Here is a 12,197-nt window from a genome sequence, read left to right on the forward strand (position 1 = left end):
GACAAACGCGGAGCACGCCTTGAAAATGGGGTAAAAAACCTTTCGATTTTAGCCGAAAAGGAGGGGGGACGGGAATTTACGTTCACACGCGGGCGTTTGCAGCCCCGCTCAGGCGATTCTGGCGAGCGCCTGTCTCACGCGGGATTCGTCCAGCCGGTAGTGGCACAACTGGACGCCATCGAACAGCAAAACGGGCACGAGTTCGTCATACAGCGCTTCGAGCGCTGGATCGGTATCGATATCGATCCATTCGACCGGCACGCCGAACTCCGCCGCGATCGGCTCGAGTCCGGCGCGCAAATCCTCGCAGAGATGGCACCAAGCGCGCCCGTAGAGCTTGAGCGCGGGCATTGCAGCCTACTTCTGCGACCGCGGACGCAGCGGCACGAATTGCGTGTTGTCGCCACGGCGCACGAGAACCGCGACCATCTTGCTCGGATCGACGTTCTGCGCGACGGCATCGAACTGCTTGGCGCTCGTGATATCCGTGTCGCCGATACGCAGGATGATGTCGCCCTTCTGGAACCCTGCACGCGATGCCGGCCCTTCGACCGCTTCCACCTGCACGCCATTGGGGATTTTCAGCGACTTCTTCTGGTCGGCCGGGATGTCGCTCACCGCGATACCCAGCGCGTTGCTCGGCGAACGCTCCTTCGGCGGGGTCGGCTTCTTGGGTTCGGCCTTGGTGACCTTGTCCGGCTGCATTTCCGCGATGGTGATCGGCAGGTCACGCGACTGACCCTTGCGCCAGACGGTGATGGTCGCCTTCGTGCCAGGCTTCGTGTCTCCAACCATACGCGGCAGATCGGTCGCCGTGGAGACGTCGTGGCCGTTGTATTTCAGGATGATGTCGCCCGGCTGGATGCCGGCTTTATCGGCGGGACCGCCCGGTTCCACGCTGCTCACCAGCGCCCCTTGCGCTTTCGGCAATCCGAGCGAATCGGCCACTTCCTTGGTCACTTCGCCAATCGCCACCGCGATACGGCCACGCACCACCTTGCCGCCCGTCTTCAGTTGATCGGCGACGCGCATGGCTTCGTCGATAGGAATTGCGAACGAAATCCCCATGAAACCGCCGGTGCGGCTGTAGATCTGCGAATTGATGCCAATGACTTCACCAGCCATGTTGATCAGCGGTCCGCCCGAATTGCCCGGATTCACCGCGACGTCCGTCTGGATGAACGGCAGGTAGTCGCCAGTATCGCGCCCCTTGGCGCTGACGATACCCGCGGTCACCGTGTTGTCGAGACCGAAAGGCGAACCGATTGCGAGCACCCATTCGCCCACGCGCACCTTGTTCGAGTCGCCCATGGTGATGGCCGGCAAGCTCGTTGCCTGGATCTTGACCACTGCGACGTCCGTGCGTTCGTCGACGCCAACCAGCCTCGCCTTGAACTCGCGTTTGTCGGTGAGCGTGACGTAGATGGTGTCAGCGTCATCGACCACGTGAGCGTTGGTCATCACGTAACCATCGGCCGACATGATGAAGCCCGAGCCTACACCGCTGCTCTGCTCGGAATTGTCCTGGCTGTCGGGGCTGTCTTGCGGCGCGCTGCGGTTTCCGCGGCCACTGCCGCCGCCGCTGTCACCACCCTGATCGCCACCGCCACCGCCACCACCGCCGTTCCCGCCGTGAGGTGAACCTTGCGAACCGGGTGTTCCGGGCATCGGGATGCCGAAGAAACGCCGGAAGAACTCCGACATGTCCCCGTTATCCATGCCCGGTGGCAAGCCGCGAAGGTCGCTGCTGCTGCTCACGCGCGTGGTCGTGCGGATATTCACCACTGACGGCCCCACCCTGTCCACGAGCGTGGTGAAGTCAGGCAGATTCACGATTGGCACTGCGCCAGTCGATGCAACCGGCGCGACTGCCGGCGCCGAGGCGCCCGATGCAGCCGTTGCCGCGGAGGTCGCAAGCGGCAGGCATGCAGCAAGCGCCGCGGCCGTGAGGAAGGTGCGCAGCGAGAGGTTGCTCATATCTTGGTGGGCCGAGGAATTACTTGGAAGGCTTGTATTCTATGGCAGAAGCAAATTGCTGCAACGTGGCCTGGGGCACTTCACCTAACAAGGTAATCCAGAAATCCCCTTGCCGCTTGACTAGTACGTGTGTCGCGCCACTATTGCCGGCGCCTTCCTTACGGGAATTCTTTTCCACCGGCTCGACAAAAACCGAGATTGCCGCGAGGCCGTCGGAGAAAACGGCTTGATCGACGGGAATGGGCGCTTGGCCCTCCTCACGCGACGCCATAGGCCGGCGCAACTCGCGGATCTCACGGAAACCGGGGACATTAGGCGCGATTTTCCAGCCTTGCGCCTGCATGTCGACCGGCTGAACCGGCGGCCGCACGACCGTCCATCCGTTGATGTTCTTGATCCCGCTCGCAATTGCCGCACGATCGACTGTGCCGCCTATTGTCACTTGCGAAAATGAAAGCTGCTCGAGCACCTGGCCGTCGGGGCCGAGCGTCTGGGCACGCAGCAAGAGACCGGTCTTCGTATCGGACCAAAGCTTGTAGGCAAAGCGCCAGGCGTCTTTCGGATCGAGCTCGATGACCTGGGAGTCGATACCCGCGACACGATCCGCGCCGAGCATCTTCGGCTCATAGACGGACAAGACCTGTTCGCCGCCGGTAGCAAGCAGCGCCGGGAACGAATCCTTGTTCTGACGTTTTTCGACGACCAGCAGATGACGTTCGGGCACGAACGTGTACATGTCGTCGTCGTGGCGGAGCATCTTGCGGGGCTTGCCATCGAGACTTTCCAGCGACTCGTACTCGCCGTCGCTGCGCGCTGCCGAGTGTGTAATTCGCGACGACTGCACCGTTGTCCCACGCTGATAGACGAAGGTGCCTTCGTAGTTCTGCTGCTGTGCGGCTTCGTGAATCCGGTTGAGCAGGTCCGCAGCGGACTTGCGCGAGGCGGCAGAAACACCGCCCTGCGGTAAGCCGCCCTGCGCGTAAGCGCCCGATGCTGCGGATACCAACGCGGCTGCACAGAACAACAAAACCGGCAGCCGGCCCCAAAGAGTCGTTTTCTTCAACCGCACAAGTTGCATCAGTTATTGACCCTGGCTCGTAGCCGCAGTGCGGATCAAAGGCGTCGAGCCCGGCATGACGGGCTGTTGCGAGAATTGCTGATGCGCTTCCAGATACTGGTCGAGACTTGCATCACGGATGATGTTCGCTTCGACAACCGGCGAACGCAGCGTGGCAGCCGGCACCGAGGCCATCGCGACGCGTTGCACATGATCCGACGACGATACGCTCGCCATTTGCACGCCGCTGTGGTTGTCGACGCCCTGCAACTGCGGCACGACGATCCACGTGAGCGTTGCCGCAGCGGCCGCGACAGCGAAAGCCGGAACTACGCGACGGCGGAACATGCCTGAACGCGCACGTTCAGCCGATGCCGCCGGAATGGCCGCAGGCGCAAATACATGCGCTTCGGCTTCAAAACGCGCTGAAAATGCGTTCATGAACGCACTGTTGGCTGCGGGACTGGCCGCGAGATCGTCGGAACGCAGTGCGTCGCCGATCAGGTGATAGTCCGACCACGCCGCGCGGTCTTTTTGCGTAAATCCGGAAAGAAATTGGCTCAAATCCCCCGAATCGTCGAAGGATTCCCCATCGACAAAAGCGGAAAGACGCTCGCCTCGCGTACCAGCTTGCGATTGCACCGAAACCGACCCCATGATGCTCCCCATCTTGACTGCCCCTAGTGACACTACCTGACCCAGATACCGCGTCCCTGCCCCGCGCAGCCTCGCTGCTACCAGCGTTTGCCTTCGGGAGTGTCCAGCAATGGACGCAATTTTGCCGCAATGGCTTCGCGAGCACGAAAAATTCTCGATCTGACGGTCCCGATAGGGCAATTCATCATCTCGGCGATTTCTTCGTAGCTCAGACCTTCAATTTCACGAAGAGTTATGGCGGTGCGCAGTTCTTCCGGTAAAACCGCCATCGCAGCATTGACCGTCTGTGCGATCTGCTTGCTCATCAACATCGACTCGGGCGTGTTGATATCCCTTAGTTGGTCTGCGTCGGAGAAAGTTTCCGCTTCTTCTGCATCAGCTTCGGTAGAAGTTGGAGCACGCCGGCTTTGAGTGGCAAGATAGTTCTTTGCCGTGTTCACCGCAATCCGGTAAAGCCACGTGTAAAACGCCGATTCTCCGCGAAATTGCGGCAACGCGCGATAAGCCTTGATAAAGGCGTCTTGCGCGACGTCCTCTACTTCGGCGGGGTCGCGGACGAGCCGCGAAATGAGCCGGATAATCTTGCGCTGATATTTGGCGACCAGAAGCTCGAACGCTGCCTTATCGCCCTTCTGCACGCGTTCGACCAGTACCTGATCGATTTCTTTTTCGCTCACCTGGGAAATCCGTTAACTTTGGGGGTGCTACGCGGAGGGCTATTGTAGCGTTACGCCGCCGGGACGCGCCGGATGCTGATGGGCGGTTACAAGCGTTACAGGTGTTCCTGGGCGCAGCGCCGGGCGCGAACAGCCAGTTCACGAAACACGCCGGCACTGGCGAGCGCGTCCGCAGGAACGAGCAAGGGCTCGGAACGCCCCTCGGCAGAAACCAGGATCAGTGCAAGCAGGCGATCGCTCCACTGGGCGCAACCCGATATTTGCCGATATTGCGAACGGCCCTCACGGTCCCAGGTCGTCAACCCATCCTGACCGATCTCGAATGCCACTGGCCGGCGACGTTCGCGCCTGAACGCAATGCCGCCAAGCCCGACCGTGACTACGAGCGCCGCGACGCAGGCATCGAATAATCCGCTGTACGCCGCAACCGACTCGAATACGGCGCCGGCCGCGACCGCCATGAACGCCAGCGTGGCAGCCCATAACAAGCGCGACCGGATGATTTTCTGACGGCGGGAAAAACCGGCGATACCATCCACCGATGCTTCCCGCTGCAATACACGCTCCGACTTACGCACATTCGCAACCACTGGGCGGCGTGCTCAGCAAGCTTCAGTGACGCTTGAAAACGAGCGTACCGTTCGTGCCGCCGAAGCCGAACGAATTTTTCAGTGCCACGTCGATCTTCATTTCCCGCGCTTCGTTCGCGCAGTAGTCCAGGTCGCACTGCGGGTCCTGATTGAAGATGTTGATGGTCGGCGGCGACACCTGGTGATGCAGCGCCAGCACCGTGAACACCGACTCCAGACCGCCGGCGCCGCCGAGCAGGTGCCCGGTCATCGACTTGGTGGAGTTCACGACGATTTTCTTGGCGTGATCGCCGAACATGTTCTTGATGCCGACGGTTTCCGCCAGATCGCCGAGCGGCGTGGAGGTGCCGTGCGCATTCAGGTAATGCACTTCGTCGGGGTTGATCTGGGCGTTTTTCAGCGCATTGCGCATGCTGCGGCGCGCGCCGTCGCCATCTTCCGGCGGAGCGGTCATGTGATACGCGTCACCGCTCATGCCGTAGCCGCTGACTTCTGCGTAGATCTTCGCGCCACGGGCCTTCGCGTGCTCGTACTCTTCGAGCACCATCACGCCTGCGCCCTCACCCAGGACAAAACCGTCGCGATCCTTGTCCCACGGACGGCTTGCCGTTGCCGGATCGTCGTTGCGCTGCGACAGCGCACGCGCCGCCGCAAAGCCGCCGATACCCAGCGGCGAAACGGTCGCCTCGGAGCCGCCGCAGATCATCACGTCGGCGTCGCCGTACTCGATCAGGCGCGAGCCTTCCCCGATACAGTGCAACCCCGTGGTACAGGCGGTCACGATCGCGAGATTCGGCCCTTTCAAACCAAAACGGATGGAAAGATGCCCGGAGATCATGTTGATGATCGAAGCCGGCACGAAAAACGGCGAAACGCGGCGCGGGCCGCGGTTCAGCAACTCTGTTTGCGTGGCTTCGATCATTGGCAAGCCGCCGATTCCCGAGCCCACCACAACACCTACGCGCTCAGAGTTTTCATCGGTGATCTCAAGCCCGCTGTCCTGCATGGCCTGAACCCCGGCTGCAATGCCGTAATGGATAAAGGTATCCATGTGGCGCGCTTCCTTGGCCGGCATGTAGTCTTCGACATTGAAGCCTTTGACTTCACCGGCAAAGCGCGTGGAGAAGTTCGTTGCGTCGAACTTCGTGATCTCGCCAATGCCTGACTTGCCGGCGACCAGATTGGCCCAGCCGTCGGCAACGGTATTGCCGACAGGCGATATCAGCCCAAGGCCTGTAACAACAACACGACGACGGCTCACGGTGACCCCTTATCCATAGATGACAAAAAGCAAAAAGCCACAAGATTCACAGGAAATGTCCTGTGAGCCCTGTGGCTGTTAAATCGGTTCGAAGCGCGGTTCGAAGCGCAACAGAGCGTCAACCCCGAATATCGTAGCAGCGGCTGCGCGTGGCGCTTAAGCCTTGACGTTCGCGCGAGCGTAATCGATCGCTTGCTGAACCGTCGTGATCTTTTCTGCTTCTTCGTCCGGAATTTCCATGCCGAATTCGTCTTCGAGAGCCATCACGAGTTCGACGGTGTCGAGCGAGTCAGCGCCCAGATCGTTGACGAACGAAGCTTCGTTCTTGATTTCGGCTTCGGCGACGCCCAGTTGTTCGGCGACGATCTTCTTCACGCGCTGTTCGATATTGTCCATGCAGCCCTCCGAGGGAAATGTAGTTCAAAAACACAAGTGCGCGCATTTTATCAGGTTTGCACCCGTAATAACCCACGCACGAATCAGGTTTGCTTCACGCGTGACGGGCTTCTGAAACACGTCACACACTTTCGACGACACCTACTAATCACAGCGCATTTCGCGTCCCGCGCAGCGTGCTTTCAATTAGCATTTTGCGCACCCGCCAAGGCGCGGATATTAACCAAATGCCTGTCACATGTACATGCCGCCGTTCACATGCAGCGTCGTTCCCGTAATGTAGCCTGCGTGCGGGGAGGCCAGGAAAGCCACAGCATGAGCGATATCCTCGGGGCTGCCCAGTCGGCCAAGTGGTATCTGTGCTGTGAGTGCCGTGCGCTGCGCTTCGGGCAAGACCTTGGTCATGTCGGTATCGATGAAACCCGGCGCAATGCAGTTCACCGTGATCCCGCGGCTGCCGATTTCGCGCGCCAACGCGCGCGTCATGCCTGCCACGCCGGCCTTCGCGGCGGCGTAATTCGCCTGACCCGGATTGCCCGACGACGCCACCACCGACGTGATGTTGATGATTCGTCCGCCGCGCGCTTTCATCATCGGGCGCAGGACCGCGCGCGACAGGCGGAAAACGGCGCGCAGGTTCGTGTCGATAACGGCATCGAACTCTTCGTCTTTCATGCGCATCGCCAGTTGATCTTTCGTGATCCCGGCGTTGTTCACCAGCACATTCAGGCCGCCGAATTCCTTCACCACGCCATCGATGAACGCCTCGCTCGCCGCAGCGTCAGTCACGTTGAGCACCGCGCCGCGGCCCTGCACGCCGGCTTCTTTCAGCGCTGCCGAGATTGCATCGGCGCCGCTTTCGCTCGTCGCCGTGCCAATCACCGTCGCGCCCTGACGCGCGAGTTCGAGCGCGATCGAACGGCCGATCCCGCGCGATGCGCCCGTTACAACCACAATCTGCTTGTCCAGAATCATGTTTTATCCGTTCCTTGTCGTGTTCAGCCGGCGAGCAGCTTGCGCGCTTCGTCGAGCGAAGCGGGATCGAAGATGGATGCGCCGACCAGCGTGCCGTCAATACGCTTCGTCAAGCCATTCAGCACCTTGCCCGGGCCGCATTCGATCACGTGCGTGACGCCTTCATGTGCAATCTTTTGCACGCTCTCGACCCAGCGCACGGGACCCGCAGCCTGGCGCACGAGCGCGTCCTTAATGGAGGCAGGCTCGGAAACAATGGCGACATCGATGTTATTAATCAGCGGAATGTGCGGCACGCCAATCTCGACGCCCGCCAGATATTCGCGCAACTGATCCGACGCGGGCTTCAGCAGCGACGAGTGGAACGGCGCCGAAACCGGCAGCGGCAACGCGCGCTTCGCGCCCTTTGCTTTTGCCAGTTCGCAGGCCCTGTCGACACCGGCTTTCGCGCCCGCGATCACCACTTGCGACGGTGCATTGAAATTGACCGCTTCCACGATCCCTGCCGCCGAAGCTTCCACGCAGACGGCGCGCACGGCGTCATCGTCGAGACCGAGGATCGCGGCCATGCCGCCTTCGCCCACAGGCACCGCGCTTTGCATGGCCTGCGCGCGAAAACGCACGAGCGGCACGGCATCGGAGAATTTCAGGGCGCCGGCGGCAACTAGCGCCGTATATTCGCCAAGACTGTGTCCAGCCACCAGCGCCGGTTTCATACCCGTTTCCTTCTCCCACACACGATAAATCGCATAGGCCGCGGTCAACATCACGGGCTGCGTGTTGGTCGTGAGGCCCAGGTCTTCTGCCGGACCTTCGGCAATCAGTTTGCCGAGATCCTGGCCGAGTGCATCGGATGCCTGCTGCACGGTTTCGCGCACCACGGCGTGATCGGCAAATGCGTTGAGCATGCCGACCGACTGGGAGCCTTGTCCCGGAAAAACGAACGCGAATTTCATGACGTCCTTACTCGATTGAATGGGTCGGAATGGCTGATACGGCTGGCAACGCTGGCTACGTTCAGTATCGGATGACCGACGCGCCCCACGTGAAGCCGCCGCCGACGCCTTCTATCAGCACATGCTGGCCGCGCTTGATGCGGCCGTCGCGCACGGCGACGTCGAACGCGAGCGGAATCGATGCCGCCGACGTATTGCCATGTTCGCCAACGGTCACGACCATGCGCTCGAGCGGCACATGCAACTTCTTCGCCGTGCTTTCCATGATGCGGATGTTGGCTTGATGGGGAATGAGCCAGTCGATGTCGCCGGCCGTCAGTTGCGCCTTCTCCAGCGCCTCGACGGCTACTTTCTCGAGCACTTTCACAGCAAGCTTGAAGACCGCCTGGCCGTCCATGTGGAGGAACGCGCTGCCTTCGATCACGCCCTTGTTCACATTGCCCGGTGTGCAGAGAATGCTCGAATGGCTGCCGTCGGCGTGAAGCGCGCTCGAAAGCACACCCGGTTCGTCCGATGCCTGCAGGATGACCGCCCCCGCGCCGTCGCCAAACAGCACACATGTGGTGCGGTCGTTGAAGTCGAGGATGCGCGAGAAGGTTTCAGCGCCGACTACCAGCGCCGTGCGATTCATGCCGCCACGGATAAAGCTGTCCGCCGTGGCGACGGCGTACGCAAACCCGGAGCAGACGGCCTGGATATCGAACGCGGCGCCGCCATTCTTGATGCCGAGCTTGTTCTGCAGCAGGCAAGCCGTGCTGGGGAAAACGAAATCGGGGGTGGAGGTCGCCACGATGATCAGGTCGATCGACTCAGGATCGATACCCGCCGCTTCAATCGCGTTGCGCGATGCGTGCAGTGCGAGTTCGCTGGTTGTCTCGTCGGCCGCGGCAAAATGACGGGCATGGATGCCAGTGCGGGCAACGATCCATTCGTCGCTCGTTTCAACACCCTGTTTGGCCAGCCGGTCGGCCAGATCCTGATTCGTGACACGATCGGCCGGCAGGTAGCTGCCCGTTCCGATCACACGGGAATAGAGATTCGATTGAGCCATTATGCCTTCGAGGGTAGCGCGGCGCCCGGTGCGCCCGGCTGCACGAGCGGGCCTGGGACGGTCGTGTCCTCGCCCGGGGCGGCCGATGCGGCCGGGTCCGCGATCACGGCGCCGGATGCGTCAGCGGAAGTGCCCAGCGCCACTTGTTGCACAGGAGCAGCATTATCTTCCATGGCGCGCACCAGTCGTTCCAGCACGCCATTTTTGACCGCATCATACCCGCGTTTGATAGCCCACTCAAACCCGTAGGCTTCTGCGGAACCGTGGCTTTTAATGACGAGTCCGCGCAATCCGAGGAGCGCGGCGCCGTTGTATTGAGCAGGATCGACGCGCCGTTTGAAGCGCTTGAGAACAGGCAGTGCGACGAGCGCCATCAGCTTGGTCGCAAGCGACCGGCTGAATTCCTCGCGGATCATGTCGGTGAGCATTTGCGCAAGACCTTCCGATGTCTTCAGCGCTACATTGCCGACAAACCCGTCGCAGACGACGACGTCCGTCGTGCCTTTATAGATGTCGTTGCCTTCCACGTTGCCGTAGAAGTTGAGCGTGCTCGCGCGCAGCAGTTCGCCGGCGCGTTTGATGGTTTCGTTGCCCTTGATGACTTCTTCGCCGATGTTGAGAAGCCCGATGGTCGGCCGCTCCTTGTTACCGATGGCAGCAACGAGCGCGTGCCCCATCTCGGCGAATTGCAACAGGTGCTGCGGCTCGCAATCCACGTTCGCGCCGAGGTCGAGCACGGTGGTGAAGCCTTTCTGGCTCGGCATGGCAAACGCGATAGCCGGCCGTTCGATGCCGGGCAGCGTCTTCAGCACATAGCGGGACACGGCCATCAATGCGCCGGTGTTGCCCGCCGAGATGCAGGTTTGTGCCTGCCCCTCCTTGACGAGATTGAGCGCCACGCGCATCGACGAATCTTTTTTCCGGCGCAGGGCGACTTCCACCGGATCGTCCATCTCGACCACTTCCGTGGCGGGGACGACCGTCAACCGGGTTTCGTCGACGGCCTTGCATTTCTTCAACTGCGCACGGATAGCCGACTCGATGCCGACGAGCAGCAGATGCGCATCGGGATGCGAACGCACGAAACTGACAGCGGCGGGAACGGTCACGGACGGGCCGTAATCGCCTCCCATGCAGTCGATGGTGATCTTTACGGTCATGGAGTGCGACGAATTTCAGGCACAAAAAAGCGGCAGTGAAATGCCGCCTTCTTGTTGCACCAGGAAGATGTCAAACGCGAGCGACCGTAGCTCAATTCATGTGTCAGACCATGAGTCAAGACGGCGACGCGAGACGCACCGAGCGTCGCGGACGCACTACGCGCCGTACGCTTAGTCGTTCTTCGTCTTGATGACTTTCTTGCCACGATAGTAGCCATTCGGGCTCACGTGGTGACGCAGATGGACTTCACCCGTGCCCGGCTCGACAGCCAGCGCCGGCGCCGTGAGGAAGTCGTGCGAACGATGCATGCCGCGCTTGGACGGCGATTTCTTGTTTTGCTGAACTGCCATGATGACTCCAGAAAAATTTTGCGAATTCTAACACAGCTCGACACACCGGCGCCCCTGACCTGAGGCCAGTGAGTCGATCCGGACGCATCGCGCCAATTGACGGATACCGATACTCTTCAATGCGTGTCGTTGCCGGAACCGCCCTGCTTGAGCTTGCCGAGCGCGGCGAACGGATTGGGTCTTCCAGAGCCGCCATCCTGCTGCGGTTCTGCTTCGCCATTCAGACCACCTTCGTCCAGCTCGCCCTCGGCGCTGTAGAGACCTGTATTCAGGCTCTCATGCACTTCGGGACACACGTCGTGCTTGGGCACGAGCGGCAAGGACAACAACAATTCATCCTCGATCAAGTCGATGAGATCGAACTGGCGCGAGCCTACGATCACCTCGACTTCATCGTTGTCCAGCGGAAATTCGTCCGCCTCCTCTTCCGTCAACACTATGCGATACGTTGCGTCGACATCGAGATGCTGCGAGTACGGCGACAAGCACCGCTGACATTCGATCCAGACCGAACCGTGCACGGCGAGCCGCAAATAGGGCTGCGGCGCTTCCGTGCCGTCGTCCTGCAATTCCGGCTGCATGGAGCCTTCGGCCTGCCATGAAAACACCGTGTCGCGATCGGGCGCGTCCGCCGGTACTTCATTAAGCAGACGCGGCAACTGCGAAACCCGTACGCCGCCTGCTGCCTGCCGGCGGCTTTGCGCAAAGTCGAACAGGTCAAGCGCGCGCAAGTCCGCGGGACATGCAGGTTTGCCAGGATTTTGTGTCATGTGCGCTCCTGCAAATGGTCAGTACCGCGACCGGGCCCAACGAAGTCCGGGTAGCACGGCAGGGATGGAAGCTGCAGTATGCACCGCACTGATCCCGTCCGGCTGGTGTGGTTTATCCCGAGTTGCCGGGCCGGGCGCGGCGGACGACCTACGCTTTTAGTCCGCTTCCGGCCCTCAAAACCACGACACATCTCGGTACACTTCCGGTCACCGCGCTTGTTGCACGAGTTTGCTGCACGAGTTTATTGCATGCTTCATTGCTTTCTTTGATGCGTGTTCATCAGAGTGCGCGGAAACACCTTCGCATACCGATGAAAAG

At 60.8% G+C, this 12,197-nt stretch carries 14 protein-coding genes; all 14 read right to left on the reverse strand.

What is annotated here, in order from left to right; genetic code table 11:
• Positions 1–108: 108 nt before the first annotated feature.
• The 14 genes from AXG89_RS01040 to AXG89_RS01105 all read right to left on the reverse strand — a co-directional run bounded on the left by AXG89_RS01040 (position 109) and on the right by AXG89_RS01105 (position 11,878).
• Positions 109–351 carry a glutaredoxin family protein gene (locus AXG89_RS01040; protein ID WP_062167233.1) on the reverse strand — a complete coding sequence of 81 codons (243 nt, stop codon included), beginning with the start codon at positions 349–351 and terminating at the stop codon, positions 109–111.
• Positions 352–357: 6 nt separating this feature from the next.
• On the reverse strand, positions 358–1,977 hold the full coding sequence (locus AXG89_RS01045) for a DegQ family serine endoprotease (RefSeq protein ID WP_062167235.1): 1,620 nt from the start codon (positions 1,975–1,977) through the stop codon (positions 358–360).
• A 19-nt stretch (positions 1,978–1,996) separates the two neighbouring features.
• The gene (locus AXG89_RS01050) at positions 1,997–3,055 is read right to left on the reverse strand and encodes a MucB/RseB C-terminal domain-containing protein (protein ID WP_062167237.1); all 1,059 of its coding nucleotides are present in this window, start codon (positions 3,053–3,055) and stop codon (positions 1,997–1,999) included.
• A 3-nt stretch (positions 3,056–3,058) separates the two neighbouring features.
• The gene (locus AXG89_RS01055; RefSeq protein ID WP_062167239.1) at positions 3,059–3,691 is read right to left on the reverse strand and encodes a sigma-E factor negative regulatory protein; all 633 of its coding nucleotides are present in this window, start codon (positions 3,689–3,691) and stop codon (positions 3,059–3,061) included.
• Between the two features lie 77 nt (positions 3,692–3,768).
• Positions 3,769–4,368, reverse strand: coding sequence for an RNA polymerase sigma factor RpoE (gene rpoE / locus AXG89_RS01060; protein WP_031363443.1), 600 nt, complete (start codon positions 4,366–4,368; stop codon positions 3,769–3,771).
• Positions 4,369–4,463: 95 nt separating this feature from the next.
• Positions 4,464–4,925: a hypothetical protein gene (locus AXG89_RS01065; protein WP_162915988.1), complete on the reverse strand. Its 462-nt coding sequence runs from the start codon at positions 4,923–4,925 to the stop codon at positions 4,464–4,466.
• Between the two features lie 55 nt (positions 4,926–4,980).
• The gene (fabF, locus tag AXG89_RS01070; RefSeq protein ID WP_061999949.1) at positions 4,981–6,219 is read right to left on the reverse strand and encodes a beta-ketoacyl-ACP synthase II; all 1,239 of its coding nucleotides are present in this window, start codon (positions 6,217–6,219) and stop codon (positions 4,981–4,983) included.
• Between the two features lie 156 nt (positions 6,220–6,375).
• Entirely contained in the window at positions 6,376–6,615 is a 240-nt protein-coding gene (gene acpP / locus AXG89_RS01075; protein WP_004197638.1) for an acyl carrier protein, read from the reverse strand.
• A gap of 234 nt (positions 6,616–6,849) precedes the next feature.
• Positions 6,850–7,590 carry a 3-oxoacyl-ACP reductase FabG gene (gene fabG, locus AXG89_RS01080; RefSeq protein WP_062167243.1) on the reverse strand — a complete coding sequence of 247 codons (741 nt, stop codon included), beginning with the start codon at positions 7,588–7,590 and terminating at the stop codon, positions 6,850–6,852.
• Between the two features lie 23 nt (positions 7,591–7,613).
• Positions 7,614–8,546 (reverse strand): ACP S-malonyltransferase, encoded by a 933-nt coding sequence (fabD, locus tag AXG89_RS01085; RefSeq protein ID WP_062167245.1) that lies wholly within the window; start codon positions 8,544–8,546, stop codon positions 7,614–7,616.
• Positions 8,547–8,607: 61 nt separating this feature from the next.
• Entirely contained in the window at positions 8,608–9,597 is a 990-nt protein-coding gene (locus AXG89_RS01090; protein WP_061999952.1) for a beta-ketoacyl-ACP synthase III, read from the reverse strand.
• A complete protein-coding gene (gene plsX, locus AXG89_RS01095; RefSeq protein WP_062167247.1) occupies positions 9,597–10,757 on the reverse strand; it encodes a phosphate acyltransferase PlsX in 1,161 nt (386 codons plus the stop codon). The genes AXG89_RS01090 and plsX overlap by 1 nt, the downstream gene beginning before the upstream one ends.
• A 171-nt stretch (positions 10,758–10,928) precedes the next feature.
• On the reverse strand, positions 10,929–11,108 hold the full coding sequence (gene rpmF, locus AXG89_RS01100; RefSeq protein ID WP_056354381.1) for a 50S ribosomal protein L32: 180 nt from the start codon (positions 11,106–11,108) through the stop codon (positions 10,929–10,931).
• A gap of 116 nt (positions 11,109–11,224) precedes the next feature.
• Positions 11,225–11,878 carry a YceD family protein gene (locus AXG89_RS01105; RefSeq protein ID WP_061999953.1) on the reverse strand — a complete coding sequence of 218 codons (654 nt, stop codon included), beginning with the start codon at positions 11,876–11,878 and terminating at the stop codon, positions 11,225–11,227.
• Positions 11,879–12,197 lie beyond the last annotated feature (319 nt).

This window comes from Burkholderia sp. PAMC 26561, assembly GCF_001557535.2.
Lineage (GTDB): Bacteria > Pseudomonadota > Gammaproteobacteria > Burkholderiales > Burkholderiaceae > Caballeronia.

Coding starts and splice junctions, on each gene's coding strand:
- AXG89_RS01040 (WP_062167233.1), bottom strand. CDS start 351: ATGCCCGCGCTCAAGCTCTACGGGCGCGCTTGGTGCCATCTCTGCGAG.
- AXG89_RS01045 (WP_062167235.1), bottom strand. CDS start 1,977: ATGAGCAACCTCTCGCTGCGCACCTTCCTCACGGCCGCGGCGCTTGCT.
- AXG89_RS01050 (WP_062167237.1), bottom strand. CDS start 3,055: ATGCAACTTGTGCGGTTGAAGAAAACGACTCTTTGGGGCCGGCTGCCG.
- AXG89_RS01055 (WP_062167239.1), bottom strand. CDS start 3,691: ATGGGGTCGGTTTCGGTGCAATCGCAAGCTGGTACGCGAGGCGAGCGT.
- acpP (WP_004197638.1), bottom strand. CDS start 6,615: ATGGACAATATCGAACAGCGCGTGAAGAAGATCGTCGCCGAACAACTG.
- fabG (WP_062167243.1), bottom strand. CDS start 7,590: ATGATTCTGGACAAGCAGATTGTGGTTGTAACGGGCGCATCGCGCGGG.
- fabD (WP_062167245.1), bottom strand. CDS start 8,546: ATGAAATTCGCGTTCGTTTTTCCGGGACAAGGCTCCCAGTCGGTCGGC.
- AXG89_RS01090 (WP_061999952.1), bottom strand. CDS start 9,597: ATGGCTCAATCGAATCTCTATTCCCGTGTGATCGGAACGGGCAGCTAC.
- plsX (WP_062167247.1), bottom strand. CDS start 10,757: ATGACCGTAAAGATCACCATCGACTGCATGGGAGGCGATTACGGCCCG.
- rpmF (WP_056354381.1), bottom strand. CDS start 11,108: ATGGCAGTTCAGCAAAACAAGAAATCGCCGTCCAAGCGCGGCATGCAT.
- AXG89_RS01105 (WP_061999953.1), bottom strand. CDS start 11,878: ATGACACAAAATCCTGGCAAACCTGCATGTCCCGCGGACTTGCGCGCG.